The organism is Marinobacter sp. BSs20148, assembly GCF_000283275.1.
Taxonomy (GTDB): domain Bacteria; phylum Pseudomonadota; class Gammaproteobacteria; order Pseudomonadales; family Oleiphilaceae; genus Marinobacter; species Marinobacter psychrophilus.
Genome location: NC_018268.1, coordinates 3,825,588 through 3,851,654, shown reverse-complemented (window position 1 = coordinate 3,851,654; position 26,067 = coordinate 3,825,588). Strand labels below are relative to the sequence as shown.

The following is a 26,067-nucleotide window of genomic DNA, read 5'->3' as shown; positions in this document are numbered from 1 at the left end:
GGCAAGTATCCGTTGAAATTTGCAACATTATAACAGTTGCGATCCGTGCTGCCAGGGTTTCCGCACCGTTGGCTGAGGCCTCAGCGTAATTGCTGCGCCAGGCTTTCCAGATACTCCAGATTGGGGATCCAGGCGCGCTCGCCGTCTACTTCGACTTCCATTAGGTCGGCGACGCCGGTTGGGCTGTCCAGGCGCTGAATCTGGCTTTGATTAATGCGATTCTGGCTGGGTATGCCCTGAGTCATCAAAGCAATAAAGGGCTGTTCGCGGTGTTCTTCGACGATGCTGTTGAGGATAACCACCCGGCCGCGGCGATTATTCGGTTGTGTCAATTGGCCGCCGCTGGCTGCGTCGTAGGATATAACCGGTAGCCTTAGCCCTCGCCATTCCAGATGGCCAGCCAGCCAGGCGGGTGAGTCGGCGCTTGTGTTAATGTCGGGGCTGTAGTCCACCACTTCAGCCAGCGATACGTTGGGCAGTAACAGCTGACGACCGATCATCGGAATCATCACGCAGGCCAGGGTCTGGTTGTTATCGGTCATGAGTTACCTCCAGCGTAATCTGATGGCTGACTGCTTTGCTGCAGGTCAGTGTTTTCGAGAGTTGTGACCAGTTTCTGCGCTAGCTGCTGGGGCGTGCCACGAAAGCTGACACAGCCGGTGGCGGCGACCGATTCAGGCATGGAGGGCTGCCCGCAGCTCTGGCTGTCTTGCGCCCAGATGCGACTGCCGTAAGCGCGCAGCATGGGTGCAGCCACTGCCCCATCGCATCCCATACCGGAAAAAATAATGGCGTGGCAGCTTTCATGGTAGTAATTCGACATATTCAGCAGCACCTGGTCGATGGACGGGCCATAGGGTCCCGGCCAACGGCCAGGCAGCTCCTCCAGTGCGCCGCTGCTGTCTATCTGCCATTCGTGGTCGACTGGGAGCATGACGACGTCCCCCGTTGCGATGACGTCACCTGGCTTTGCTGTTTTCAAGCGGTACTGGGAGTCGCGGCCCAGTACCCGGGCTAACACGTCTGTAAACTGACCGTCGATGTGCTGAGCATACACAAACCCCACCGGCAAATCGGGGGGAAGCTGGTCCAGAAAACTCTTTACCGCTTCTGGCCCACCTAGTGACGCCGCCAGAACCCATATTTGTCTGGCGGCTATGGGTTCTGATGGTTGCAGTGGCGGAACCGAATTTGGCGCCGAACTGCTGATGCGGTTCAAAACCGGTTCTACGTTTGCGCTCTGAGGTGCCGATAACGGCCCGAGCAGGCGCTCCAGTTTATTCTCCAGTTTACGTTGCCAGCGGGCGTTTTCTTTGTCATTTTCAGCGGGCGCGGGGTCCAGTCCTAATAATACCGGTGCATCTCCGTCAATGAGAGCCAGATCCCAATCTTCGGGATGCTCCTCTTCGTCTTCCAGCTGAACAAGCCAACAGGCCGCCAGCGGCAGTGTTGCACTGGCGTACAACTCCGCCGGACTGCCGCAAAAACAGGTAACCAGCCCCAGTTCTTTTAGGCTAGAGCTGAGCCGTTGCCGCTGCGTGACGGTATCTGCCACTATGCCGATAGTCAGTGCGCCGGCGCCGGTTGCCATCATTGGGTACCTGTCAGCCTGCGAATGGCCTCCAGCAGCGTGGCCTCCTGAAACGGCTTACCCAGATACTCGTTAACGCCGATGGCTAATGCACGCTCACGATGCTTTTCACCGGTACGGGAGGTAATCATGCAAATGGGTGTATTTCGCAAAATGTCGTCGTGGCGAACAAAGCCGGCTACTTCAAAGCCATCCATGCGTGGCATTTCAATATCCAGCAGAATGATATCAGGCCGGTAATCCTGCAACTGGGTCACGGCATCCAAGCCGTCTTTGGCGGTAATGACTTCCATACCGTTGCGTTCAAGCAGGCGCGACGTCACTTTACGCACGGTTACGGAATCATCAACCACCATCACTAGCGTGGCGCGCTGGTGAAGTCGCGGTTTCTGGCGCGGCTGGTCTGTTTTGAAGCTGGCGCGCTGCTGCTCTGACAGTATGTCGGAGCGGATCATTGCTGGCAGATCAAGAATAACCACCACATTTCCGTCACCCAGAATGGTGCCGCCAGATACGCCACGCACAGAGTTGAACTGACGCCCCAGAGATTTCACCACAATTTCGCGGCTGCCCACCAAGCTGTCGACCTGCAGGGCCATAGGTTGCTCTGCGCCGCGCACCAAAATAACTGGCAGTGGCAGTGCCTGGCCCTGAAGCTTGGGCTGGTATTCGCTGTTCAATAAATTGCCCAGATATTGCAGGCGATATTCCTGACCAGCGTACTCGTACAGCGGCGCTTCGGGTTTGTAATATTCTTCCAGCTCGTAGGCGCTCACCCGCACTATGCCTTCAATGGTGTTCAGCGGTATGGCGTAGAAATTGTCGCCGCTGGTGACCATCAAGGCACGGTTAACCGACACAGTAAACGGTAGCCGAACGGTAAATGTGGTGCCGTGGCCGGCGCCGGAGTGAATGTCGAGGCTGCCACCCAGCTGTTTGATTTCTGACGCTACCACGTCCATGCCAACGCCTCGGCCGGATACTTGGGTAACCTCCTTGGCGGTGGAGAAGCCTGGTGTCATGATCAGCTGCAGAACCTCGCGCTCTGTCAGTACATCATTTGGGCCGATCAGGCCCTGACTGACGGCTTTGTTACGTACCCGCTCGGTAGAAATGCCGGCACCATCATCCCTCATGCGCAGAACAACGTCGCCGCCTTCGCGTTGCAGCGACAGGCTGATTTCCCCTGTTTCTGCTTTGCCCGCGGCCAGACGCTCTGCGGGCGATTCAACCCCATGGTCCAGCGCGTTACGCAGCATGTGCTCCAAAGGCGCAATCATCCGCTCCAGAACGTTGCGGTCCATTTCGCCTTCGGCGTTGTACACCTCAAAATTGGCTTTCTTGTCTAGCTCGGTGCTGATTTGGCGCACGATACGGCGTAAACGCGACACCACTGAGGAGAACGGAATCATGCGGGTCTTCATCAGACCTTCTTGCAGTTCCGTATTGATACGTGACTGCTGCACCAGCAGGGTTTCGGTGTCACGAATCCGGTCGGCCAAGGTTTGGCGCAGATCTATCAGGTCGGAAGACGATTCCGACAGAGCCCGCGATAGCTGCTGTATAGACGAATAACGATCCATTTCCAGTGGGTCGAAGTCTTCACCGTAATCGGGCCCGAGCTCTTTTTCGGCGCGGAACAGAATCTGGGTTTCGGTTTCGATGTCCATGCGCCGCAGCTGTTCGCGCAAGCGCTCAATAGTGGCGGTCATTTCTTCTAGAGTGTGGCTAAAATCACTGGTTTGCTGTTCCAGGCGGCCGCGGGCAATACTGGTTTCGCCCGCCAGATTGACCAGCTCGTCAAGCAGCGGTGCCGACACCCGAATGGTTTCTTGCGCGGTGCGCAGGGGCTTGCGGGTTTGCGCGCGCGCAGGCTTTGGCTTGGGCACTGCAACAGAGGGCATTTGCTGCTGCTCTGGTGCCGGCGCTGGCGTTTCCTGTGCAGCTTCCTGCTCGACGTTCTGTTCCGCTATCGCAGGCTTTTGATCCAGCGCTGAAGGCTCGGTCTGTTGTGGCGGATGCAGCTGATGCACCTGATGCACCTGCGCGATCAGATCCTGAGCTGGTGGGCAGGCTTTGCCGGTGGCAATTTGTTCTACCATGGCGGCCAGGCGGTCGTGACAGGCAAACAGAAGTTCGTACAACTCTGGCCCGGGCTTCAGTTCGCCCCGCGTAATCCGCTCGAACAAATCCTCCAGAGCGTGTGCTAGATCTCCCATGGCGTCTGCGCCCGCCATTCGTGCGCCGCCTTTCAGAGTGTGCACGTCGCGCTGCAATTCGGCGGCAAGCATGCTGTTTTCGGGATTCTCGCTCCAGCTGTGCAGTGCGCTGCCGGTGGCGTTGATCAGGTCATAGGCTTCTTCCAGGAAGATGCCCATCAGTTCCGGGTCGGTGGTTACGCTGTTGGTGTCGTGTGCGTCTGGGCTTGGCTCCGGTTGCAAAACAACCGGGGAATGATCGGCGCCAGCGTTTGCAGCGTTGTTGGAATAACGTTGTATTTCTGCGATCAGGTCGGGCGCTGGGCGCGGGCTGTCGCCATTTTCCAGCGTTTCTACCATGCTAGCCAGACGGTCGTGACAGCTGAACAGCAAGTCAGACAGCACCGGCGATATTGCCAGATGTTGCTGAACCAGCCCTTCGAACAGGGTTTCCAGTTCGTGGGCCAGATCACCAATGCTGCCCACTTTGCTCAGGCGGGCACCGCCTTTGAGGGTGTGCAGGTCTCGTTGCAGCAATCGCAGTAAATCGTGATTGCCGCTGTCCTGACTGAAGCGCTGAAGTGCGTCGGCGGTGCTGTCGATCAACTCGCGGGCTTCTTCCTGGAAAATCTCCAGCACTTCGTGATCTATGTCGTCGTCCGTATCCGGAGTGTAGGGTGGCACGGGTGCTTCAAATGCTATCTCAGCAGCTGCCTTTCCATTGTCTATGTTTTGGTGTTGGTTTAGCTCTTCGTCTTGCTGGAACGCGGCAAGGAAAGCATCGTTGGCCAGAACATCATCGGTAAGATCCGTCAGTTGCTGACGCAGCGGATCTGCGCTGTCGATAGTCAGTCCGGCTGCGGCCTGGTCCATCATGTTGATTAGCTGCTCATGGGCCAGGTGCAGGCAGGCCTGAAGTTCGGGCTTTGGCTCGCGGTCGCTGTCAGCCAGAACGCTGTAGCTGCCTTGCAACGCCGCCGACAACGTGGCTATGTCGTCCAGGCCAGCAATTTCGGTAGCCGCGGTCAGCCGCGTCAGTTCGTGACGCAACTGTTCAAGGGCCTGGCTGTTAGCGGGGTTGGCGGTCCAGCGGTCCAGTATGCTACTGGCGTTAAGCACGATGTTGATGTCGTCGTTAACAAAGAGTTCTAGCAAAGCGGAGCGGCTATTGGCCGACGATAGCTGGGTATCATCGTAGCTGGCACCCTTCAAGGTAGCGCTAGCCAGCTGTTCCAGTTGCTCCAGGAACTCGCGGCTGCCCGGCAATTCTGCCAGTGGCTGGCTGTGAAGTTGCAACAGGCCTTGGTTTAACAACAATACGCCTTGCTCTAGCAAGGAGATAGCATCGCGGTCGCACCGTTTGTTTTCAGCGCGGGCGTCTTTCACAAAGCGCTCAAGGGGGGTAACCAAATCGGCAATGGGCGTTATGCCGGTGGTGTGAGCGCTGCCTTTAAGGGTATGCAGTGCCCGTGTTAGTTCGTCGGTATATGCTGTGGTTTGTTTATCTGCAGCGCTGGCAATATAGGATTTCACCGTTTTTAGGTGAGACAGGGCCTCGCTCTCGAAAATGTCCAGCAGAAGTTGGTCTACGTCTGACTCGTCGTCTGGCTCGGGCCCTGCCTCGGGTGACTGCAGAACATCGCCCGTGGCGGCTTCGCTTGCGGCAACTGCGCCAGTGGCAGCCAGCACGTCTTTGCCGTCGGCGAGTGCATGGGCGCGGGCTTGTGCTTCATGGGTGTCAACGGTTGCGGTGCGATGTTGTTCAAAATCACTGACCAACGCCGGCAAAATCGCGATAACATTGCCAAGCAGAGAGGCAACGGCGTCACTCATGCTGCGGCTGCCGTCAAGCACCCGGTTCAGCAGATTTTCCACAGACCATGCCAACTCGCCGATCACGTCGGCGCCGACCATACGGCCGCTGCCTTTAAGGGTGTGAAAGGCGCGGCGCACTTCACCCAAGGCGCTGCGATCGCCATAGTTACGCAACAACATAGGCATGTATTCATCAATACTGGCTAATACTTCACCGGCCTCTTCGATGAAAACTTCCAAGATTTCGTCGTCAATCAACTCGCTTTGCGGGTTATCGGTGCGGTCTGTGGCGCTGGCGGGCGCATTGATTGCAGTATTGGTATTGGTATTGGTGTTGGTGTTGGTATCTGCGCGGCGTGTGGTAGTGATGGCTTCGGCACGAGCAACCAGGTTGGCAACGTCACCCTGCGGGTTGCCGGCGCGGAACTCATTGATCAGCTGCGGTAGATGCGCGTTGGCGTCAGAGACCAGAGAAAACACGTCATCGTTGGGTTTGACCGTTTGATCAATCAGTTTGTTCAGCAGGTTTTCTACCGCCCAGGCCAGTTCGCTCAGGCTGCTGGCGCCCACCAGGCGGCCGCTGCCTTTGAATGTGTGATAGGCGCGGCGCATTTCGGCCAGCGCTGCACGGTCGTCGTGATTCCGCTGTAAGCGTGGATAGTAATTGTGGATGGTCGCAAGAACTTCTTCGGCTTCCTCGATGAAAATATCAACAATTTCGTCATCCAACAGTTCGTCCGGAGGTACACCCGTGTCTAAGGTGGGCGCTGATACGGCGTCCAGCAGGGGTGTATCCAGCAATGGCGCGTCCACCAGGGGAATGTCGGCTTCGTTGATGTCAGCTCTGGGGCGCCAGGTAGGCGCCTTGCCTGCTGGGAATCCCAAGCTTTCGAGACTGATTTCCGCCACCCGCAACACGTTGTCGTTGTCGCGGATTCCGTCATTCAAGCGTTCCAGATAGTACTCGATGCTGGTAACAGCATCGGCCAGGGTATTCAGTTCTTGCCAGTTGGGCACCTCGCGCCCGCTCAGCAGCACGTCGGTGATGTAGCGTTCCATGGCTTCCAGCAAATCGCTGGCGCGCTCAAGCGGTATCAACCTCAGACCACCGCAGATGCTGTGCAGCAGCGCCGGCAGATGTTCAATCTCACGGGTGTCCCACTGTGAGGCAATAAAGTTGACGACGGCCGATTTGGCCTGTTCCAGAGTGTTGCGAGACTCCTTCAGCAGTGCACCGTTGGCATCCCCCAGCTCCCGCGAACCGGGGTTCAGCAAGTCGCGCTGGTCGGTATCTTCATGCTGGCCGTCTTGGCCCAGATTTGCCAAACTGGCTTCCACATAGAGCAGGGCGCCGGCGATGTCCATCAGCGTGTTATCGGATACACGCTGATCCTGACGGACCAGTTGGGTCACCAGATCAATCTGTTCATTGACTACTTTACGCGGCACGTCCAGACCAATAACCGCAAGGGTGTTGGCTACCTGCTGCAAACCTGGGACCAGGTCTTCGAGTTCATCGTTGCTGCGCAGGTCGGCGCGGACAAACAGGTCCAGCAAGTCTTTGAGCTTGGCGAGTTCTTCGTTAAGGGCGTGCACAACAGACTGGATGGCATCGCGATTAGGGCCGCTGACCCGTGAACGTGCTGCATCTACATCATCATCAGAAGGTAATGCCTGGGCTAGCTTGTAATCAGTGCGCAGAGCTTCTATTCGAGGTGAATCGAGTTCGCGGGCGCGGGCTACATAATACAGTAGATTTTTGAACAAAGCCTCTGGCGCCGGGTGTGCCAAGGCCGTGTCCGGATTTTCTATTAGTTGGCGAATTTCGCTATCCAGCTCCCGCAGCAGCGACTTTACAGCCGCGTTAACCGGGTTGGCTTTAAACTGAAGTGTTTCGACAAAACCAGCGGCGGCTTTCCACAGCTCACCCCGCGGCGTTTTTTGACATAGCCGAACCAAGCGTTTTATTACTTTTTGCATGTAATCAAAGTTGGCGTCCAGGTCGGCTTCCCGCACTACTCCAGCCAGCGCGAACTGATACATTTGCCGCAGTTTGCGTACATGGTCGCGCACTTTCGGTTCTTGCAACCGGTCGTCTTTTATTGTGCCGCGGGCGCGCGCCGGTGACATATCGGGCTTGAACAAAGAGGTGTCAGATAACAATGCTTCGCCGCGTGCGGCACGTAGATCATTCAATAGGGGCAGCAGTACCAGCGGGAAATCATCACTGCTTCTGTCAATATGGTCGAGGTATTGCGGCAACTGCAGAATGGCCTGCATTAGCACCTCAACGGCTTCGTTTTCGCTGTCAACCTGGTTGTCCAGAATGGCTTGGGTAAGTTTTTCCATCTCTTCGGTTAGCAGGGAGGCGCCGTAAAGCTCGACCATTCGCAATGTGCCGTGCACCTGGTGGAGATAGTTCAGGCAAAAGCGTAAACGAGCCGCGTCTTTACGGTTGTCCACATAGCTTTCCAGAGCCTGCTGGCCCTGAGCTAGCGTGCTCTGTATTTCACCCCGAACCCAGTCGAGGGCGATACTGTCATGGTTATTGCCCATAACCTCTCCGGTTACTCGTCGTCAGTCTGGCGTTTGGTCCACGCCAGTACATGTCCTGAGGGCACCCGTTGCAAGCCGGGTGGATGCCATTCGGTTATCTCGCCCTGGCCCAAAATCAACAGGCCACCTGGAGCCAGGCGTTCTGCCAAATGCCGAACGATCTCCTGGCGGCGCCAGCGGTGAAAATAAATCAGTAGATTCTGGCAAAAAATGATGTTCATTCCGTGAGTCGGCTCGCTTTCCAGGTCCAGCACATTCAGGCAATTGAAGCACACACGCTCGCGAAGGCGACTGCATATCTGTACCTGCTTGCTGTCAATCGGGCTGAAGTAACGGGCCTGAAACTCCGGTTTCATACCTTCAAGCCGGCGCAGGTTAAAGTAACCACGGCGGGCTTTCTCAATCACTACCGGACTGATGTCCGATGCGGTTATCCCGAACAATGACTCTACGCCGCGCTGTTGCAAACAATCAGCTAACACCATGGCCAGAGTGTAGGGCTCCTCACCGCTGGAGCAGCCAACACTCCAGGCCTCCAGGGGCCGCTGTATCAGTTGTTCGCGCGAATGCCCGTTTACATAATTGGCGACCATCTGGCAGGCATCCGGGTCACGAAAAAAACGGGTTTCATGAACCGTTAACCGGTCTACCAAGGTGGCCCATTCACGGATAGCACCGCTACCGCAAACCACCGCCTGGTAATAGTCCTGATAGCTTGAGTAGCCAAGCTCGCGCATGCGTATGCCGAGATTGGTTTCTAAAAACGAGCGTCGCTCGCTTGCCAGCGCCATGCCCGTGCGCTGCTCCAACAGTGTTTGCCACTGGTCGAACTGCGCATCGTCCATGGCCGTAAAGCGCTGTGGTGTCCAGCGGCCGCTCATTGCGGCCTGATTGCCCGGGGCGTTTGCCATTGCTGCTTCCACCTCTGATTCAGACTCAGCTCACCAGCGGAACCTTCGTGTCTGCGACTTCGTCTTCTTCTGGAAGTTTGAAACCTGCTACCGACGAACGCAGCTCGAAGGCCATGTCTGCCAGATTACCGATCGAGTACGCTGTGGCATTGGTGCCCGATGAGGTCTGCGAGGTGATTTCCTGAATGACGTTCATAGTATTGGAAATGTGCAAAGCAGAAGAAGATTGTTGACGAGCCGCGTTGGAGATGTTCTGAATTAGCTCCGCGAGGCTCGTGGAAACGTTTTCGATTTCTTCCAGTGCGACACCTGCGTCTTGCGCCAAGCGGGCGCCACGAACCACTTCGGCAGTGGTGTGCTCCATCGAGATAACCGCTTCGTTGGTATCAGACTGGATGGTTTTTACCAAAGCTTCGATTTGCTTGGTGGCGGCAGAAGACCGTTCAGCCAGCCGTTGTACTTCGTCTGCAACTACGGCAAAGCCACGGCCGGCATCACCCGCCATAGAAGCCTGAATAGCGGCGTTCAGCGACAGGATGTTGGTTTGGTCGGCAATGTCGTTGATCAACGACACGATGTCGCCGATTTCCTGGGATGACTCGCCCAGACGCTTGATACGCTTGGAGGTTTCCTGAATTTGCTCGCGAATATTGTCCATGCCGCGGATGGTATTCTGCACCACGTTGGTGCCTTTTTTGGCGATGGCAACCGAGCGTTCCGCAACCGCAGACGATTCTGCAGCGTTAGACGATACCTGGTCAATGGATACGGCCATTTCGTTAACAGCTGCCGAGGCGCCGGCAATTTCCTGTGCCTGGTGCTCGGAAGCGTCGGCCAGTTGCATAGCTGTAGACTGGCTTTCCTGAGCCGCTGTAGCAACTCGCACCGCGGTACCGCGAATGGCTTGCACCAGTCCGCGCATCTGGTCGATGGCGTAGTTGATTGAGTCGGCGATGGCGCCAGTAAAGTCTTCGGTTACCGTGGCCTCTGCGGTCAGATCACCGTCGGCCAGGTCGGCCAGTTCGTCCAGCAGACGTAAGATGGCGTTCTGATTCTGGTCATTCTGCGTTTGGGTTTTGGTCAATCGGGTCTGGGATTCACGATAAACCGCCAAACCAATGAGCACGACGATACCAATCGCGGCGGCCAGCAGCGCAAAGGCAAGAGTAGGATTAATGACTCGCGCGGCCGAAAGGTCACGCAGTTCCGTGGCCAATTCGGACAGTTCTGTGAGCAGAATTTCAGAGTTTTCGAAGATGTCGTTGGCGGCGTTCGAGACTTTGAACAGATCGGGAGACGCTTGCAATACCGCATCGGCGTTGCTGGCAATGAACCCGAACAGCTCGGAGACCGCCCCGAGCCCGTAAAGTGCATCTTCGTTGGCAACGCGGGTGATGGCCAGCGCGTTGTTGCCGTCAAGCTGGCCGTTCAGTACGCGGCCAAACTGGGTGGCGTCGGTCAAAAAGCGGTCGGCGGCGGTCACCGCGTCTTCGTCACCGGAGAGCACGTTGTTCACTGAACGGAACATACGCTCAGCCAGCAACGACTGACGTCGCGCCAGAGCAATCTGGGCTTCCGGGGCACCGCTGTCCTGAAGAACCATAGAAATGTCTTCGTATTCAACCTGCATTTGCGGGATGGTTTCACTGAGGGTGTTGGTCACTTCCCGCATGTTCATGACCGAGTCGCGGGTGGCAAGAATAATGTCGGCGTTTTCACGCACCGAATCCCAGTGCTGCTGCACATTGCTGGCAGCTGCGGCTTGACTGGCGGGCAGGCCAGTTTGCGGGTCGCCCTCGGTCAGATTGTTCCAGAGCTGACGAAAGCTGTCGCGGGTGTTGCTCAGCTGGTCAAACGCGCTGGCATTGCCACTGACGGCCTCGGTGGCGTTTTTGGCGATCTGCTGCGACAGCACTCTTAGTTCGGCGGTGGTGTTCGTGTATTCGCGATCGTACTGGCTGTCACGGTTAACCATGAACAGCACCACAACCAGCAGTACGGTAAGTGCGATCAGCACGGTAGTCAGCCCGGCAATCAGTTTGTTGCCACCTTGTCTGCTACCGAGTCTTCCGGCTCTGTTTTTCATCTTCTGGCTCCCGGCCTTTGTTCTGAAATGGACAAGTATGTTGTATCGGAATGGCTGCGGTCGCAGGCTGACAAGCCTGCCACGGCCGTTGCGGTCAACGCTGTGCAACGTCAAGAAAGCGTTCGTCACCGAGCAGCTCGGTAGCCGAAAACACATTCCAGATTTCCCCGTTGCGGGTGTAGCCGCCGGCCACAAAAGGTCGAATACGATCAGGAACACCACTGGTTTCTGATTTGAAATTTTCTACGCCGAAATATTGCATACCCAGAACCGAGTCAACAACCAACCCGCTGAACAAGTCGTCTTTTTCAACCACTAGAACCCTTCGTTGGCGTGGGCCGGTGCCGGAGCGGGGCAGCTCAAAAAAAGTGTCAAGATCGACGAGGGGCAACAATCGGCCGCGCACGTTGGCCGCTCCCATCAGAAATGGGCGCACGCCTGGTATCTGGGTAAAACGGGGGACATGCAGTATTTCGGTAACCTCGCCCATGGGCGCAACGTAGTGTTCACCAGCCAGCATAAAACCGATTCCATTCCATTGTTCGGCCGCTTTTTCCTGCTCTGGAAGGCCTGCTGATAACTGACGGCTACGTAGGGCTATGTTCGTCAGAACAGCAAAGGGGGCAGTCTGGGCAGACATACGTACTCCATGTTTCAAAAAAAATCAGCCGATCAGGCTATTGATGACCTGAATCAGATCGTTCTCATTAACCGGCTTGACCAAATAACCTTTTGCACCCTGCCGAGTACCCCAAACCCGGTCTGTTTCCTGATCTTTGGTGGTCACAATGATGACCGGGATCGATGCCGTTTCCGGGGCGCGGGTCAGCTGGCGGGTGGCCTGAAAACCGTTTAGGCCCGGCATGACGACATCCATCAGCACCAGATCCGGGGTTTCCGAGCGAGCTTTGGCCACGCCATCGGCGCCGTTATCTGCGGTCAGCACTTCGTGCTGGTGCTTTTGCAGCATGGTGGTGATTTTTTTCACCTCGGTAGGCGAGTCGTCAACAATAAGAATGCGAGCCATGATGTCCCCAATGAGTTCCGGAAATGTCAAAATTAGTGCTGCGCCTGAGGCACGAAATGACGAATGGTATTAAGCAGCTCGTCTTTGCTGAATGGTTTGGTCAGATACTGATCGGAACCCACAATACGGCCTTTTGCCTTATCAAACAGGCCATCTTTACTGGATAGCATGATGACCGGCGTTTTCTTAAAGGTAGAATTGTTCTTGATGAGGGCGCAGGTCTGATAACCGTCTAGCCGCGGCATCATGATATCAACAAAAATAATGTCGGGTTTGGAATCGGCAATTTTGGCCAGAGCATCGAAACCGTCAGTCGCGGTTATGACATCACAGCCAACTTTCTTTAAAAGGGTTTCGGCAGTGCGACGAATGGTTTTGCTGTCGTCGATTACCATGACTTTCAAATTCCCGAAGTTGTCGTCCATTGTCCAACTACCTTGCGCTCAGCGACTGTATTGTTAGCAAACCGGGGTTCTAGCACAAACACCAATATTGTCCTATGAACTCCGCTCCTTTATAAAGTATAGGTGCCCGAATAGACAGTACTTGTTCGTCAATAAACGTACTTTTGTCTGCCCCATCACGTTATGAGCTGAGGATTTCTGCAGATGCATTCACGGCTCGGGTACAATACCATCTGAACTGGCAGCTTAGCACTATGTGAAAGGCCTGCTTTGCAGACCGGTTCGTATTTTTAAATCCCCGGCAATAGAATGAGACGTTATGACAGTCCGACTCGGTATCGTGATGGATCCCATTAACAGGATCCAGTTCAAAAAAGACAGCTCGCTGGCCATGCTTTGGGCCGCTCAACAACGGGGCTGGCAGTTGGTTTATATGGAACCCGAGGACATGTACCTGAAGGGCGGTCAGGCTCGGGCCCGCAGCCGCAACCTGACTGTGCGGATGGACCCAAACGACTGGTACAGCTTTGAATCGGAAGACGATGTTGCCCTGGGCGATCTGGATGTTATTCTGATGCGCCAAGATCCCCCGGTCGATCGTGAATTTCTGATGGCCACCTATATCTTGAGCGCTGCTGAAGTGCAGGGCGCGCTGGTGGTGAACCCGCCGGCTACTCTGCGTGACTGCAACGAAAAGCTGTTTGCCACCCAGTTTGAAGATCTGACGCCGCCGCTGATTGTCACTTGCTCTTCAGCGCGCTTACGCGCGTTTTACGCCGAGCACAAAGACATCATCATGAAGCCAATCGATGGCATGGGCGGCAGTTCTATATTTCGTATTAAAGAAAACGACGGCAACCTGGGCGTGATCATTGAAACCCTCACTGAACACGGCACCCGGCAGGCTATGGCGCAGAAGTTTGTGCCCGCAATCACACAGGGCGACAAACGCATTCTGATGATTGAAGGTGAGCCCGTACCCTATGCGTTGGCGCGCATACCCTCCGCCGGTGAAAATCGCGGTAATCTGGCTGCCGGTGGCCGCGGTGAAGGCCGCGAACTGACCGACCGCGATCGCGAGATATGTGCCCGGGTGGCTCCGGTGATAAAAGCCAAGGGCCTGATGTTTGTGGGTCTGGACGTGATTGGTGATTACCTGACCGAAATCAACGTAACCAGCCCCACTTGTATCCGCGAACTGGACGCCGCCTTTGGCATTGATATCAGCGCGATGTTGATGGATGCCATTGCCAAACGACTGCAGCAGCGCTGATTGTTTAAAGCGGCATTAATCTGATGGTTCAAGAGCAACGGGAATGGCAGTTCAGGTAAGCGATGTTGATCGGTTTTCGTTCACCCTGTTTATGGCTTTGGCGATTCACGGGGTGATTGTGTTGGGCATTACTTTCGCGCCCGAAACACCGCCGCCATCGGCGCAAACCATGGAAATTACCCTGTCGCGTTTCGCCGATGAAAAAGCGCCGGAAAAAGCGGATTTTCTGGCACCCACCAATCAGCAGGGCAGCGGCAGCGAAGAACAGGCGAAAGAACTGACCAGCCCGCAGTCGGTGGAGTTGAACCAAACCGAAGTGGCGCAGGTTCAACCCGAGCCTCAGGCGCAGCCCGAACCACAGCCGGTGCAACAGCAAGCGGTGGTGAGTACCCAGGCGTCGAGTACAAGGCAAGTTGCCAAGCCAGAGATTCGCGCTGAAGCAGTGAAAGAACTGCCCACAAAGCCAACGCCAAATCTGCTGCAGCGCAGCCTGGAAATTGCCAGTCTGGAAGCCCGGCTGGACGCCCAGCAACAAGCCTATTCACTCAGGCCCCGTGTGCTGCAGGTAACCGCGTCTTCAACGCTTCAGTCCAGCAACGCCTGGTATGTCCAGAACTGGGTCAGCAAGGTTACCAGAGTGGGTAACATGAATTACCCCGCCGAAGCCCGGAACAGCGGTCTTTATGGTGACTTGCGTTTGCTGGTCACACTGCGCAAAGATGGAAGTCTTAAGGAAGTTCTGGTGATGCAGTCGTCCGGGAGCACTTTACTGGACGACGCAGCCATTCGCATTGTGAGGCTTGCGGCGCCCTACCCGCCATTCCCCGAGGAAATGAGCCGCAATGTTGATGAACTTGAAATCATACGTACCTGGTCATTCCAGCAGCGGGGGCTGACATCCAGATGAGCGATACTGCCAAGACAACGGACAATTTCCGTAATCATTTTCTGGTGGCGTCACCGTGGATGAGTGACCCGCGTTTTCATGGCGCGGTCATCTATGTGTGTGAACATTCCGCCGAGGGGACGCTGGGTTTGACCGTGAACCAGCCGCTGGACATACACTTGGGAGAAATCCTGGAACAGCTCGACATGCACGGCGGTGAACTGGACTTGCCAGTGTTTGCCGGCGGCCCGGTGCAGACCGAACGTGGCTTTGTGCTGCATAACCCTGGGCAGCGCTGGCAGCATACCGCGGAAGTGACCGCCGACATCTGGCTGACCACCTCGCGCGACATATTGGCCGACATTGGCGCTGCCAAGGGGCCGGATGAATTTCTGGTGGCCTTGGGTTACGCCGGTTGGGGTGATGGTCAGTTGGAAGCGGAGTTGGGCGGCAATACTTGGCTGACGTGTCCGGCGAGCCCGGACTTATTGTTTCGTACGCCTTGGAATCGTCGCTATCAGGCGGTTTTGGCCAGTATGGGCATCGACATTAACCAGCTTAGCGAGACCACAGGCCATGCATGAAGCCGGCCAGCGCCGCGTTATGGCGTTTGATTTTGGCACCCGCCGCATCGGCATTGCCGTGGGCCAGGAAATGCTCGGCCGCGGCGAGCCACTGACCATGATCGCGGCCCGTGATGGCACGCCAGACTGGACCCAGCTGGAAAAACTGCTGCGCGAATGGCGCCCTGACTTGGTGGTGGTAGGCCTGCCGCTGAATATGGACGACAGCGAAAACGAGATGTGCCTCCGCGCTCGCAAATTTGGCAAGCGCCTGCACGGGCGCTTTCACGTAACCGTGGAAATGGTGGACGAGCGCCTGACCAGCTATCAGGCCAAAGGTGAAGTGATGGCCGCCGGCGGAAGCCGCAACTATGGGCGCGATGGTATAGATGATCGCGCCGCGGTGCTGATTCTGGAAACCTGGTTTAATCAATAGCCCTGTTTAACAACCCATGTTGAACTAACCAATGCTAACCACAGTGCCTGCCAGGCGCTGCGACGAGGATCTATGAACGGACAACTTGATATAGAGCCACTGCTGGACAAAATGGAAGCCGGTCTGCGCCAGTTGCTGCAGGAACGTGGCGTAAGTTCACCGGCGTTTATCGGGATTCGAACCGGTGGTGTGTGGCTGGCCGCTGAGTTGGCCCGGCGCCTGCAATTGCAGGAACCGTTCGGTGAGCTGGATATTTCATTTTACCGCGACGATTTCAGTCGTATTGGTCTGAACCCTAAGGTAAAGCCGTCGAGCTTGCCGTTTGATACCGCCGATCGAGACGTCGTGCTGATAGACGACGTGATCATGAGCGGCCGTACTATTCGTGCCGCGATGAATGAAATCTTCGATTATGGCCGCCCGGCCAGTATTATATTGGCTACGCTGATTGATTTGGGCGCCCGTGAACTGCCGGTGCAGCCCGATGTGCGTGGCCTTGCGCTGACGCTGGAAACCAGCCAGCGCATAAAGTTACGCGGGCCTGATCCGCTGCGTATTGAACTGGAACAGGCCTAGCTTCAATTAAGCCACATTCTAGCCACGCCCCAGCCACCTTTGTTTATACAGGCAACCCATGACCGCAACCGCTACCGGCCCTCATCATTTGCAGCTGACCCGGGAAGGTCAGTTGCGGCATTTTCTGACTCTGGACGGCCTTGGCCGCGAGTTGCTGACCGACATCCTCGACACGGCTGACTCCTTTATAGAGGTGGGCGAGCGCACTATTAAAAAGGTTCCGTTGCTGCGCGGGCGTACTGTGGTGAATCTTTTTTTCGAATCCAGTACCCGCACCCGCAGCACCTTCGAGCTGGCGGCCAAACGCCTGTCTGCAGACGTACTGAATCTTGATATCAGCACCTCGGCGACCTCCAAAGGCGAATCCCTGGCGGATACCTTGTACAACCTGGAGGCCATGGCCAGCGACATGTTTGTAGTGCGTCACGCCCAAAGCGGTGCACCGCACTTTATTGCCGAAAGCGTGACGCCCAAAGTGGCCATCATCAATGCCGGCGACGGGCGCCATGCCCACCCCACCCAGGCCATGCTGGACATGCTTACAATTCGGCAGCATAAAAAAACCTTCGCCGGTCTAAAAGTGGCCATTGTGGGCGATGTGCTGCATTCGCGCGTGGCGCGCTCGCAGATTCGTGCCCTTAACGAGCTGGGTGTGGCCGAGGTGCGGGTGATCGCACCTGGCACGCTGTTGCCCCGGGATGTAGAAGCGCTAGGTTGCACCGTAGAGTACGACATGCTGCGCGGCATGAAAGATCTCGACGTGGTGATTATGCTGCGCCTGCAAAAAGAAAGGATGGAAGGCGCGCTTCTGCCCAGTGAAGGCGAGTTCTACCGCCTTTACGGTCTTGATCGGGTCAAACTGGCGCTGGCGAAACCGGATTGCATTGTTATGCATCCAGGGCCAATTAACCGCGGCGTAGAAATCGAATCGGCGGTGGCCGACGGGCCGCAGTCGGTTATTTTGAATCAGGTAACCAACGGCATCGCCATTCGTATGGCGGTGATGTCCATGGCCATGGGTGGCCAACTGGCTGAGCGTCAGCAAGCGTTGAACGACATGGCCAAGCAAGAGGTGCGCTCATGAAACTGTCTTCCCGCCCCCCTGCTGGCAGCGTGAAAATCATGGGTGGCCAGTTGTACCGTGGAGCCACGGCGACCAGCGCTGGAGCGCTGGAAGCCAACCCTGGCTTGCTGATAAAAAATGGCCGTATTGCCGCTCTTGGCCCCGACGCCCTGACGCAAGCGGCCGATGAAACCTTGATGGCGGAAAATTGTATTGTCAGCCCGGGGTTTCTGGATTTGTGCTGCAATCTTCGCGAACCGGGCAATAGCCAAAAAGGCAATATGTCCTCGGAAACACGGGCTGCTGCACACGGTGGATTTACCAGCGTGTGCGCCGCACCCGACACCTCGCCAGTGAACGATTCTGGTGCTGTGACCAACCTGATTCGTGACATAGCGGCCAGCCGGGCGTTGGTCCGAGTGCTGCCCATAGGCGCGGTTACCCGTGGTCTGAAAGGTGAGCTGCTCAGTGACATGGCCGGTTTGCAGAAGGCAGGTTGTGTTGCCCTCGGCAACGCCTCACGGGGCTTGTCCAACGCACGGGTTCTACGACGTTGCATGTCTTACGCCCAGACCTTCGGATTAACGCTGATGTTCAGCCCGGAAAATCAGGCGCTGGCCGCCGACGGTTACGCCCACGATGGCCTGGTGACCACACGTCTTGGTCTGCTGGGGATTCCGGAGGTGGCGGAGACTGCCGCGGTCATGGAAATGATCCTGCTGGCACAGGAAACCGGTGTGCGCTTGCACCTTAGCCAGCTGTCGTGCGCCCGCAGCGTGGACATGCTGGCGGAAGCGCGCCAACGGGGAATTCGGGTCACCGCTGACGTGGCCATGCACCAGCTGGCCTTTACCGAAGACGCGCTGAGTGGATTTGATAGTCGTTTTCACGTGCGCCCGCCACTGCGCTCAGAGAGTGACCGGAAGGCCCTGGTGGCAGGAGTTCGCGACGGTGTTATTGACGCCATTGTTAGTCAGCATCAACCCCATGAAAGCGCGGCCAAACAGGCGCCCCTGGCCGCCAGCGAGCCGGGTTTATCGAGTATTGAAGTTGTGTTGTCACTGGGCTTGGAGCGGGTAGCCGCTAATGAGCTGAGCCTGCCGCAATTGTTGCGCGCGCTGACCGCTGGCCCTGCCGCCGTGCTGGGCCAGAGCGCGTCAAGCAACTTAGGTCTGATTGCCGGTGCAGTGGCAGATCTGTGTATTTTCAATCCCGACCAGTCTTGGTCCCCTGGCCCCGGCACTCTGGTGTCTGCCGGTGGCAACGGACCGGTACTGGAGCGCTCAATGCCGGGTGTGGTGTGTTACACCCTGGTTGCCGGCCATAAGGCTTGGCCGTCAATGTTGCCTTAACAAGTTGGTGAACGCCTGTGTTTCAGAGGGCCAGCAGCGAATGCCGGCGCTTGGAAGACCATAAAAAAAGCGCCTGGCGTAACCCGCAAGGCGTTTTTTTTTAGCTTGGCTTTACTGCCTGGGACCGGCTGCAACGATTGCGTCCGACACGTCGAACCTTTTGAAGTTTTCTACAAATTGGCCGACCAGCTCGGCTGCTTTTTCGTCGTAGGTTTCGGTGCTGGCCCAGGTGTTGCGTGGGTTCAGCAGTTTGCTGTCAACGCCTGACACGCGGGTTGGAACGCTCAGGTTCAACGTGGGCAAATGCTCGATTTCCACATCGTCCAGCTCGCCGTTTTGAATGGCGCTGATCAGGGCGCGAGTGGTGGGAATACTGAAGCGTTTGCCTTCGCCGAAGGAACCGCCGGTCCAGCCGGTATTTACCAGGAACACCTTGCTGCCGAATTCGTCCATCCGCTTCATCAGCAACTCGGCATAAACACCGGCCGGACGCGGGAAGAAGGGTGCACCAAAACAGGTAGAGAAAGTGGACTTCAGTTTTGATGAAGAGCCCATCTCGGTTGAGCCCACCAGAGCGGTATAGCCGCTGAGAAAGTGATAGGCCGCCGCTTCTTTGCTGAGGATTGATACCGGGGGCAGAACGCCGGTCATGTCGCAGGTCAGAAATACAATGTGCGACGGCTCGCCGGCCAGGTTTTCTGCTACGCGCTTTTCGATGTGCTCGAGTGGGTAGGCACAGCGAGAGTTTTCGGTCAGCGATACGTCGGTGTAATCTGGCTCGCGAGTTTCTTCGTCAATCATGACGTTCTCGACGATAGCGCCGAAACGGATCGCGTCCCAGATAATCGGTTCGTTTTTCTTGCTCAGATCAATACACTTGGCGTAGCAACCGCCTTCGATATTGAAGACAGTGCCAGGGCCCCAGCCGTGCTCGTCGTCGCCAATCAGGTAGCGCTCCGGGTCTGCAGACAGGGTTGTTTTTCCGGTGCCAGAAAGGCCAAAGAAAAGGCAGGTTTCGCCGTCGTCGCCCACGTTGGCAGAGCAGTGCATGGGCAGCACGTCTTTCTCTGGTAGCAGGAAGTTCTGTACCGAGAACATGGCTTTTTTCATTTCGCCGGCGTAGCGCATGCCAGCCAACAGGACCTTGCGGCGGGCAAAGTTGATAATAACAGCGCCGTCACTGTTGGTACCGTCACGCTCGGGCACGCATTTGAAGTTGGCAATGTTAAGAACTTGCCATTCCTGCTTGTCAGCCGGGTTGTAGGTGTTCGGTCGAATAAACAGGTTGCGGCCAAACAGATTCTGCCAGGCCAGTTCGGTGGTCATCTTGATGGGAAGGTAGTGCTCTGGATCGGAGCCTACATGCACAAGAGACACGAAAGAATCCTGCTCGGCCACGTAAGCTTCGACTCTTTCCCATAGGGCGTCGAACTTGTCGGCGTCGAACGGGCGGTTGATCGGGCCCCAGTGAATATCGTCAGCGGTACTGGGTTCTTGCACAATATAGCGGTCCATGGGAGACCGGCCTGTGCGTACCCCGGTTTTAACCACCAGTGAGCCATTTGCAGCCATTTGGCCTTCGTTGCGCGCCAGTGCTTGTTCAACCAGCTGTGCCGTTCCTAGATCTTGATAAGATATGCTCACTACGATGTCGCCCTCGGGTGTCTTGGTGATTGCCAGGGCCGCACCGGAAGCGGTGGAAAACTGAACAATCGAGTCAATCTAGGCGCACCATTATGCCAGACGCGCCAGTAAAAAACGAATGCCATCAAAGTCTGCCTGGTGGCTTCTTTCAAGCCGCCGCCGTCGCTCGTCAACACGCGCTCAATGCAGGGTGTGACCGGTAAATAACTGGTCTACGTCGACGCGGTTAAAACGGTAGTGTGCATGGCAGAACTGACAGTCCATTTTAATGGAGCCCTGTTCTTCCAGAATGCTATAGCATTCCTCGCTCCCAATCGCTTCCAGCGCGCTCATTGTGCGCTCACGGGAACAGCCGCAGCGGAAGGCCACCGGTTCCGCGTCAAATACCCGCACGGTTTCTTCGTTGAACAGGCGGTGGAGTAGTGTCTCGCTGTCCAGTTCAAGCATTTCGCTTGCTTCTACGGTGCGTGCCAGGTGATTAATTCGCTCCCAAAGTTCGTCATCTTCTGGGGTGTGACCGGGAAGGCGCTGCAGCAGAAGGCCGCCGGCTTTGTCTTCGCTGGCAAACAGCAACAGCGATGTGGCGATTTGTTCAGAGCGCTCAAAGTATTCTTCCAAGCAGCCTGCCAGGCTGTCCCGCTCGCGGGGTACAACACCCTGGTATCGCTGGCCCTGGTCCGGCGTGATGGTAATGGCCATGCGGCCGTCGCCCAATAGCTGTTGAAAATCACCGTCGCCGATGGCTTGATCGTCAAACCGCGCTAATCCGCGTACGAAGCGGTCGTGGCTGCATTCCGACATCAGCGTTTGCACAGGACCATCACCCTGAGCCTGTAATGACAACGCACCGTTAAACTTCAGCGTGCTGCTCATTAACACGCTGGCCACCAGCGACTGGCCCAGTAATTGGCGTACAGATTCCGGGTAGGGGGCCTGGCGACCGATTTGCTGATAACTTTCATCCAGTTGTACCCAGGCCCCGCGGATCTGGCTGTCTTCAAATATAAAGCGCTGGAACTGATCGCCGGACGCCATTGTGTGTCTCCTGAAAAAACGTGAAATAAAGCGGCTGCTAGAGCCCGTTGTGTTCGCGAAACCGGTCGATGTCGCGGCGGTCCTTTTTCGACGGGCGCCGTGCCGGTGGAAGCTGGGAGGCTTGCATGGTCTTGCGTTGCAAGGCCATGTCTTCGCGCTTTTTCACGCTGTCTTCGGTTTCGTGATAAAGCAGGGCCGCTTCCGCTGCCCCGCGGCGGTGGTCGCTGACATCGTCTACCACCACAATTTTTTCCTGCAAGCCTAGCCGTATCGACAGTTCCGCCCCGGCTTCCATCAGTTTTCCAGGCTTACAGCGCTGGGTGTTGTAACGCACTTTGCCGCCTTCCACTGCGCCTTTGGCCATGGCGCGGGTTTTAAAAAAGCGCGCCGCCCATAGCCACTTGTCCAGCCTGACGCGGTCATCGTCGTTTTTGTTGGGTGTTGCCATGTCATCTCACCTTTTGCTGCGCAAGTTGAGTATAACGGTGTCATCCCGCAGATGGCAGGGGCCGTTGCTTCTGCAGTTGTGGCAGTACTTCATCGAAGTCATGAATGCCGGTGATTTGCGGGTGAGCGCGATTGGCAGGCTGCTGGCTGTCTGGTGCCAGCACCGCCAGCAGTTGTGCGATACCGGCTTTAGCGGCGCTTTCAAGCACGGGAAAGCTGTCGTCTACCATCAGGGTGCGGCTGCGATCGTAGGGGGTCACACGGTGCAGTGCTTGCCAAAAAGCAGGGTCTTCCTTGGGTTTGCCAAGCTGATGGCTAGAGACTATGTCGTCAACCAGGGTGTCCAGGCCGGTACGCTCAAGTTTCATGGCCAGGGGGTCCGGGTGGCAATTGGTGGCAATCACCGTGTACAAGCCGCGTTCGCGCAGGCTGCATAGAAACGCCCGCACATGGGGCCGGTAGCTCACACGCTCACCGACCTCGGCTTTCAGTCCATTGATGTCCATGGACAGCTGGTTGCTCCAGTAATCGGTGCAGTACCAGTTCAGTGAGCCACGCTGGGCCATAATCAAAGCCATCAGCTGTTGTTTGGCTACCTGAGGTTGCAGATTGTTTTTTTGTGCGTAGCGCAGCGGCAAATGTTCCAGCCAAAAATGGTTGTCGAAATGCAGGTCCAGCAGTGTTCCGTCCATATCCAGAAACACTGTATCAAGCGTTGACCAGTTCACCATAAACAAAAATAGCCCGTGAAGTTTCTCACAGGCTGCCTCAATTGATTGCGCCTGACAACCCAGGCTTTTGCTGACCCAGAACCGTTGAAGCGGGCTGGATCAGTTCGCGGGTTGCCCAACGGTATTGTGCTTGCGCTCGCTGCGAGTGCAGCCCAGGCAGCGCGTAAATGTGGCTCTGGCCGGCCCAGCTACCAATACTTCGCCGGCTTCAGCGGTGTTGCCACCCAGCAGTGAAAATGGCAGTGACACCAAGTACACCGCGCTGCCCACAATAGTTGTCGCCAACAGTAGAGGGCGCACAATCAATGCATCCGTCGTCATAGCGAGCGCAGAAGGGCTCTCGTCTAACGTGTTGGCGTGGCCGATGGCGGAAAACGAGAGCAGGCTGGCGACCATCATCGTCTTCAAAACAGTCGTTAAAATTCGGGTCAGCTTGCGGGTCATTCGATGTCTCCTGAGCGAAAACAGCCCTGATGAATTACAAGAGCTATGATCGGCTGTTTTATGTGGCTACTTAATGGAACAGCGGCCGCAACAATGGGTGTGCTGCCAATATTCAGTGTAGCAGCGCTGGTCTGTAGAGCTGTTAACTATGAAGCATATTTGCGCTTTTTCAAACGATTTTAGCAGATTGAACACGGCCTCAGCGCTGGCAGCGGGTGCAGTATACCGTCGCCCGCTGATTCATGCGGATTTCCCGCAGTGTAGCCTGGCATTCGGAGCAGGGCTGGCCGCCGCGGCCGTACACCAGCAGCGACTGTGCGAAATAGCCGGGCTGGCCGTCGCTGTTAACAAAGTCCCGCAGGGTGGTGCCACCCATCAGGATGGCGGCCATCAGGGTTTCCTGAATCACTTCGACCAATCGGTGGTAGCGGCTAAGGCTGATGCGTCCGGCTTGCCGTCGCGGGTGAATGCCGGCTTTGAACAGAGCTTCGTTGGCGTAAATATTGCCCACGCCCACCACCACATGGCCGTCCATAATAAAGGATTTGACCCCAGTGCTTTTGCCCCGGGAACGGCGAAATAAATAGGCGCCGTTGAATTCGGGCGCCAGCGGCTCTGGCCCCAGGTTAGCGATCAGCGGATGAATGCTGGGATTCGAGGACCACAGCCAGCAGCCAAAACGGCGCGGGTCGTTGTATCTCAGGCGTACACCCGAATGCAGCATCAGCTCTACGTGATCATGGGTTAATGCAGCGCTGTCGTCGGTAATGATTCGCAGGCTGCCAGACATGCCCAGGTGCACAATAACGCTGCCGCTGTCGAAATTCAGAAACAGGTATTTGGCGCGCCGCTCCACGCTGCGTATCACTTCCCCTTCCAATCGTACACCCAGATCTTCTGGCACCGGCCAGCGCAATCGACTATTACGAACGCTGACAGAGCGAACGGTCTGGCCTTCCAGATGGGGCGCTATGCCACGGCGGGTGGTTTCAACTTCAGGCAATTCGGGCACGGTGATCACTCCGTCATAAAAAGCAGCGTCAGGCTGGTGTGGTGTCGGTAACCTTAAACTGATGTTGAGTCGGTTATCCTAAACAGGCAGTAGCATACCTGCCCGGCGCTCTTTTGCCGCTGCAATTGCCAGCCGGCCGGCACCGCTGGGGTCGTCAGTTCACTTTCGTGTTCTAAATAAACCCAACTACCGGGTGTGACCCAACCGTTGTCTGCCAGTGCGGGCAGCAGTCGTGTTAGCCAACCCTGACGAAAGGGCGGGTCAATAAAGACTATGTCAAAGCTTTCCCCCGGGCTCGCCAGAAAGGCGTCGGTGTCCTGGCGCACAACACGGGCATTGTCGGCCTGCAGAAGTGCAAGATTACTGTTGAGCGCTTTGACCAGTTCTGGCGTGTGGTCCACAAACACACTGTGGGCTGCACCCCGTGATAACGCCTCTAGCCCGAGTGCACCGGAGCCCGCAAACAAATCCAGGCAGCGAGCTCCGGCCAGATGGAAGCGCAGCCAGTTAAAAAGCGTTTCGCGAGTGCGCGCTGGCGTGGGCCGTACACCTCCGCTGTCTGGAAATGTCAGCTTGCGGCTGCGCCAATCGCCGCCGATGATGCGTAATTCGCCCAGGGTTCCACGACCGGAAGCTGATTTAGGGCGCTGACCATCGGCGGCGTGATGCTTTGGCAAAGGGCGCGGTGACTTGCTGCGCTGAGGCATGACATGTGTCCTGAAAGGCGGTGATTGGGCCGGCCCATGATAAAACAAAAGCGTCGCCGTGTGCGCTACCTCGCTAACCGGCAGCAGTCTGTTAGAATAGCGGCCTAATTTGTCCCGCTTATTTTGGATTCAATGGTATGACTGTAACGGCAGAGTGGATTTCAATTGGCCTCGCGGCCTTGCTTGTTTTGTTGTTCGTGCTGGATCTCGCCAGCAACCGGCGAAAGATTCCGCGCCCGCGCACGTTCGAGTTGCGTCAGCCAGACTCGCAAGCGGCGCCTGCGCCGCAGCCGCTGCCTGAAACAAAGCCAGAGCCTGATGCCGAACCGGCCGCGCCCAAGGTGGAAGTTGTACCTCAACAAGCGTTAGTCAAACCGGAGCCCGAGATTAGCGTTCTTGAGCGCATTCGCCGCGGCCTGGGCAAAACCCGCGCTAGTTTTACCGGCGGTCTGGCGGATATGTTCGCGGTGGGCAAGAAGATTGACGCAGACCTGCTGGAAGAAATTGAAACCACACTGTTAATGGCAGACGTAGGCGTAACCGCAACCACCGAAATTATTGAATCGTTGACTGAGAAGCTTAAGCGCGACCAGCTCAAAGATGGTGAAGCCCTGCGCCACGCGCTGCGCGACCAGCTCCACGGCTTATTAACAGATGTTAGTAAGCCGCTTGTGATCGACGCCCAGGCGAAGCCCTATGTCATTCTTATGGTTGGCGTGAACGGGGTTGGAAAAACCACCACCATTGGCAAGCTCACCAAGAAATTTCAAGACGAAGGCAAGTCTGTCTTGCTGGCCGCGGGTGATACCTTCCGCGCTGCCGCAATGGAGCAGTTGCAGGTTTGGGGCGATCGCAATAAAGTCCCGGTGATTGCCCAGCACACCGGCGCCGACAGCGCGTCTGTTATTTTTGATGCCATTGAGTCGGCCAAGTCACGCGGCATTGACGTGGTCATTGCCGACACGGCCGGGCGTCTTCAGAACAAAGACAACTTGATGAGCGAGCTGGAAAAAGTCGTGCGGGTGATGAAAAAGCTCGACGCCGCAGCTCCTCACGAAGTTATGTTGGTGCTGGATGCTGGCACCGGCCAGAACGCATTGAATCAGGCCCAAGTGTTTCAGCAAGCGGTGGGCGTCAGCGGCATCACGCTGACCAAACTCGACGGCACGGCCAAGGGTGGTATTGTGTTCGCGATTGCTCGCCAGCTGCAGCTACCGATTCGCTTTATTGGCGTGGGGGAGCAGGTTGAAGACCTGCGCAGCTTTGACGCCCGTGCCTTCGTCGACGCTCTGTTTGACTAACGTTTGAGC

Annotated in this window: 23 protein-coding genes; 8 read left to right on the top strand and 15 right to left on the bottom strand. The window is 56.5% G+C overall.

The window, feature by feature from the left end:
- Nucleotides 1-80: 80 nt before the first annotated feature.
- From MRBBS_RS17585 to pilG, 8 genes are all read right to left on the bottom strand, one after another.
- Entirely contained in the window at nt 81-542 is a 462-nt protein-coding gene (locus MRBBS_RS17585; RefSeq protein ID WP_014872957.1) for a chemotaxis protein CheW, read from the bottom strand.
- Nucleotides 539-1,594 carry a chemotaxis protein CheB gene (locus MRBBS_RS17580; protein ID WP_014872956.1) on the bottom strand — a complete coding sequence of 352 codons (1,056 nt, stop codon included), beginning with the start codon at nt 1,592-1,594 and terminating at the stop codon, nt 539-541. Before MRBBS_RS17580 ends, MRBBS_RS17585 begins: the two co-directional genes overlap by 4 nt.
- Nucleotides 1,591-8,160, bottom strand: coding sequence for an Hpt domain-containing protein (locus MRBBS_RS17575; protein WP_014872955.1), 6,570 nt, complete (start codon nt 8,158-8,160; stop codon nt 1,591-1,593). The genes MRBBS_RS17580 and MRBBS_RS17575 overlap by 4 nt, the downstream gene beginning before the upstream one ends.
- Nucleotides 8,161-8,171: 11 nt before the next feature.
- Nucleotides 8,172-9,071: a CheR family methyltransferase gene (locus MRBBS_RS17570; protein ID WP_014872954.1), complete on the bottom strand. Its 900-nt coding sequence runs from the start codon at nt 9,069-9,071 to the stop codon at nt 8,172-8,174.
- Nucleotides 9,072-9,096: 25 nt separating this feature from the next.
- Nucleotides 9,097-11,157, bottom strand: a complete 2,061-nt coding sequence (locus MRBBS_RS17565; RefSeq protein ID WP_014872953.1) for a methyl-accepting chemotaxis protein — start codon at nt 11,155-11,157, stop codon at nt 9,097-9,099.
- 94 nt (nt 11,158-11,251) lie between these two features.
- Nucleotides 11,252-11,797 carry a chemotaxis protein CheW gene (locus tag MRBBS_RS17560; RefSeq protein WP_014872952.1) on the bottom strand — a complete coding sequence of 182 codons (546 nt, stop codon included), beginning with the start codon at nt 11,795-11,797 and terminating at the stop codon, nt 11,252-11,254.
- A 24-nt stretch (nt 11,798-11,821) separates the two neighbouring features.
- Entirely contained in the window at nt 11,822-12,184 is a 363-nt protein-coding gene (gene pilH, locus MRBBS_RS17555) for a twitching motility response regulator PilH (protein ID WP_007348235.1), read from the bottom strand.
- 32 nt (nt 12,185-12,216) lie between these two features.
- On the bottom strand, nt 12,217-12,609 hold the full coding sequence (gene pilG, locus MRBBS_RS17550) for a twitching motility response regulator PilG (protein ID WP_014872951.1): 393 nt from the start codon (nt 12,607-12,609) through the stop codon (nt 12,217-12,219).
- Between the two features lie 298 nt (nt 12,610-12,907).
- Between pilG and gshB the strand changes: the two genes are divergently transcribed.
- The 7 genes from gshB (at nt 12,908) to MRBBS_RS17515 (ending at nt 18,737) form a co-directional block, all read left to right on the top strand.
- Complete coding sequence (gene gshB, locus MRBBS_RS17545; protein WP_083847087.1) at nt 12,908-13,861, top strand: glutathione synthase; 954 nt, start codon at nt 12,908-12,910, stop codon at nt 13,859-13,861.
- Nucleotides 13,862-13,904: 43 nt separating this feature from the next.
- Complete coding sequence (locus MRBBS_RS17540) at nt 13,905-14,768, top strand: energy transducer TonB (RefSeq protein ID WP_014872949.1); 864 nt, start codon at nt 13,905-13,907, stop codon at nt 14,766-14,768.
- Nucleotides 14,765-15,331 carry a YqgE/AlgH family protein gene (locus MRBBS_RS17535; RefSeq protein WP_014872948.1) on the top strand — a complete coding sequence of 189 codons (567 nt, stop codon included), beginning with the start codon at nt 14,765-14,767 and terminating at the stop codon, nt 15,329-15,331. The genes MRBBS_RS17540 and MRBBS_RS17535 overlap by 4 nt, the downstream gene beginning before the upstream one ends.
- Complete coding sequence (gene ruvX, locus MRBBS_RS17530; RefSeq protein WP_014872947.1) at nt 15,324-15,746, top strand: Holliday junction resolvase RuvX; 423 nt, start codon at nt 15,324-15,326, stop codon at nt 15,744-15,746. The genes MRBBS_RS17535 and ruvX overlap by 8 nt, the downstream gene beginning before the upstream one ends.
- A 72-nt stretch (nt 15,747-15,818) precedes the next feature.
- The gene (gene pyrR / locus MRBBS_RS17525) at nt 15,819-16,322 is read left to right on the top strand and encodes a bifunctional pyr operon transcriptional regulator/uracil phosphoribosyltransferase PyrR (RefSeq protein ID WP_014872946.1); all 504 of its coding nucleotides are present in this window, start codon (nt 15,819-15,821) and stop codon (nt 16,320-16,322) included.
- Between the two features lie 58 nt (nt 16,323-16,380).
- Complete coding sequence (locus MRBBS_RS17520) at nt 16,381-17,406, top strand: aspartate carbamoyltransferase catalytic subunit (RefSeq protein WP_014872945.1); 1,026 nt, start codon at nt 16,381-16,383, stop codon at nt 17,404-17,406.
- Nucleotides 17,403-18,737, top strand: a complete 1,335-nt coding sequence (locus tag MRBBS_RS17515) for a dihydroorotase (RefSeq protein ID WP_014872944.1) — start codon at nt 17,403-17,405, stop codon at nt 18,735-18,737. The genes MRBBS_RS17520 and MRBBS_RS17515 overlap by 4 nt, the downstream gene beginning before the upstream one ends.
- A 111-nt stretch (nt 18,738-18,848) precedes the next feature.
- Here MRBBS_RS17515 and MRBBS_RS17510 read toward each other — a convergent pair whose 3' ends face one another.
- The 7 genes from MRBBS_RS17510 to rsmD form a co-directional block, all read right to left on the bottom strand.
- Nucleotides 18,849-20,381: a phosphoenolpyruvate carboxykinase gene (locus MRBBS_RS17510; RefSeq protein ID WP_014872943.1), complete on the bottom strand. Its 1,533-nt coding sequence runs from the start codon at nt 20,379-20,381 to the stop codon at nt 18,849-18,851.
- Between the two features lie 180 nt (nt 20,382-20,561).
- Nucleotides 20,562-21,416 carry an Hsp33 family molecular chaperone HslO gene (gene hslO, locus MRBBS_RS17505; protein ID WP_014872942.1) on the bottom strand — a complete coding sequence of 285 codons (855 nt, stop codon included), beginning with the start codon at nt 21,414-21,416 and terminating at the stop codon, nt 20,562-20,564.
- A 37-nt stretch (nt 21,417-21,453) separates the two neighbouring features.
- Entirely contained in the window at nt 21,454-21,864 is a 411-nt protein-coding gene (gene hslR / locus MRBBS_RS17500; RefSeq protein WP_014872941.1) for a ribosome-associated heat shock protein Hsp15, read from the bottom strand.
- A 40-nt stretch (nt 21,865-21,904) separates the two neighbouring features.
- Complete coding sequence (gene yrfG / locus MRBBS_RS17495) at nt 21,905-22,594, bottom strand: GMP/IMP nucleotidase (protein WP_014872940.1); 690 nt, start codon at nt 22,592-22,594, stop codon at nt 21,905-21,907.
- A gap of 99 nt (nt 22,595-22,693) precedes the next feature.
- Entirely contained in the window at nt 22,694-23,038 is a 345-nt protein-coding gene (locus MRBBS_RS17490) for a hypothetical protein (RefSeq protein WP_014872939.1), read from the bottom strand.
- Nucleotides 23,039-23,237: 199 nt separating this feature from the next.
- Nucleotides 23,238-24,050 carry a bifunctional DNA-formamidopyrimidine glycosylase/DNA-(apurinic or apyrimidinic site) lyase gene (gene mutM, locus MRBBS_RS17485; protein WP_014872937.1) on the bottom strand — a complete coding sequence of 271 codons (813 nt, stop codon included), beginning with the start codon at nt 24,048-24,050 and terminating at the stop codon, nt 23,238-23,240.
- A gap of 53 nt (nt 24,051-24,103) precedes the next feature.
- Nucleotides 24,104-24,757, bottom strand: coding sequence for a 16S rRNA (guanine(966)-N(2))-methyltransferase RsmD (gene rsmD / locus MRBBS_RS17480; protein WP_014872936.1), 654 nt, complete (start codon nt 24,755-24,757; stop codon nt 24,104-24,106).
- A 137-nt stretch (nt 24,758-24,894) separates the two neighbouring features.
- Here rsmD and ftsY point away from each other — a divergent pair, with 137 nt between their 5' ends.
- Nucleotides 24,895-26,058: a signal recognition particle-docking protein FtsY gene (ftsY, locus tag MRBBS_RS17475; RefSeq protein ID WP_014872935.1), complete on the top strand. Its 1,164-nt coding sequence runs from the start codon at nt 24,895-24,897 to the stop codon at nt 26,056-26,058.
- Nucleotides 26,059-26,067 lie beyond the last annotated feature (9 nt).

Bases quoted from the DNA above. Each gene is read 5' to 3' on its own strand.
- MRBBS_RS17570 (WP_014872954.1), bottom strand. From the start codon at position 9,071: ATGGCAAACGCCCCGGGCAATCAGGCCGCAATGAGCGGCCGCTGGACA.
- MRBBS_RS17520 (WP_014872945.1), top strand. From the start codon at position 16,381: ATGACCGCAACCGCTACCGGCCCTCATCATTTGCAGCTGACCCGGGAA.
- pilH (WP_007348235.1), bottom strand. From the start codon at position 12,184: ATGGCTCGCATTCTTATTGTTGACGACTCGCCTACCGAGGTGAAAAAA.
- yrfG (WP_014872940.1), bottom strand. From the start codon at position 22,594: ATGGTGAACTGGTCAACGCTTGATACAGTGTTTCTGGATATGGACGGA.
- pyrR (WP_014872946.1), top strand. From the start codon at position 15,819: ATGAACGGACAACTTGATATAGAGCCACTGCTGGACAAAATGGAAGCC.
- MRBBS_RS17575 (WP_014872955.1), bottom strand. From the start codon at position 8,160: ATGGGCAATAACCATGACAGTATCGCCCTCGACTGGGTTCGGGGTGAA.
- MRBBS_RS17560 (WP_014872952.1), bottom strand. From the start codon at position 11,797: ATGTCTGCCCAGACTGCCCCCTTTGCTGTTCTGACGAACATAGCCCTA.
- MRBBS_RS17580 (WP_014872956.1), bottom strand. From the start codon at position 1,594: ATGATGGCAACCGGCGCCGGCGCACTGACTATCGGCATAGTGGCAGAT.
- gshB (WP_083847087.1), top strand. From the start codon at position 12,908: ATGACAGTCCGACTCGGTATCGTGATGGATCCCATTAACAGGATCCAG.
- MRBBS_RS17540 (WP_014872949.1), top strand. From the start codon at position 13,905: ATGGCAGTTCAGGTAAGCGATGTTGATCGGTTTTCGTTCACCCTGTTT.
- rsmD (WP_014872936.1), bottom strand. From the start codon at position 24,757: ATGCCTCAGCGCAGCAAGTCACCGCGCCCTTTGCCAAAGCATCACGCC.
- ftsY (WP_014872935.1), top strand. From the start codon at position 24,895: ATGACTGTAACGGCAGAGTGGATTTCAATTGGCCTCGCGGCCTTGCTT.
- MRBBS_RS17490 (WP_014872939.1), bottom strand. From the start codon at position 23,038: ATGACCCGCAAGCTGACCCGAATTTTAACGACTGTTTTGAAGACGATG.
- hslO (WP_014872942.1), bottom strand. From the start codon at position 21,416: ATGGCGTCCGGCGATCAGTTCCAGCGCTTTATATTTGAAGACAGCCAG.
- hslR (WP_014872941.1), bottom strand. From the start codon at position 21,864: ATGGCAACACCCAACAAAAACGACGATGACCGCGTCAGGCTGGACAAG.
- MRBBS_RS17515 (WP_014872944.1), top strand. From the start codon at position 17,403: ATGAAACTGTCTTCCCGCCCCCCTGCTGGCAGCGTGAAAATCATGGGT.
- pilG (WP_014872951.1), bottom strand. From the start codon at position 12,609: ATGGACGACAACTTCGGGAATTTGAAAGTCATGGTAATCGACGACAGC.
- MRBBS_RS17585 (WP_014872957.1), bottom strand. From the start codon at position 542: ATGACCGATAACAACCAGACCCTGGCCTGCGTGATGATTCCGATGATC.
- MRBBS_RS17565 (WP_014872953.1), bottom strand. From the start codon at position 11,157: ATGAAAAACAGAGCCGGAAGACTCGGTAGCAGACAAGGTGGCAACAAA.
- ruvX (WP_014872947.1), top strand. From the start codon at position 15,324: ATGCATGAAGCCGGCCAGCGCCGCGTTATGGCGTTTGATTTTGGCACC.
- MRBBS_RS17535 (WP_014872948.1), top strand. From the start codon at position 14,765: ATGAGCGATACTGCCAAGACAACGGACAATTTCCGTAATCATTTTCTG.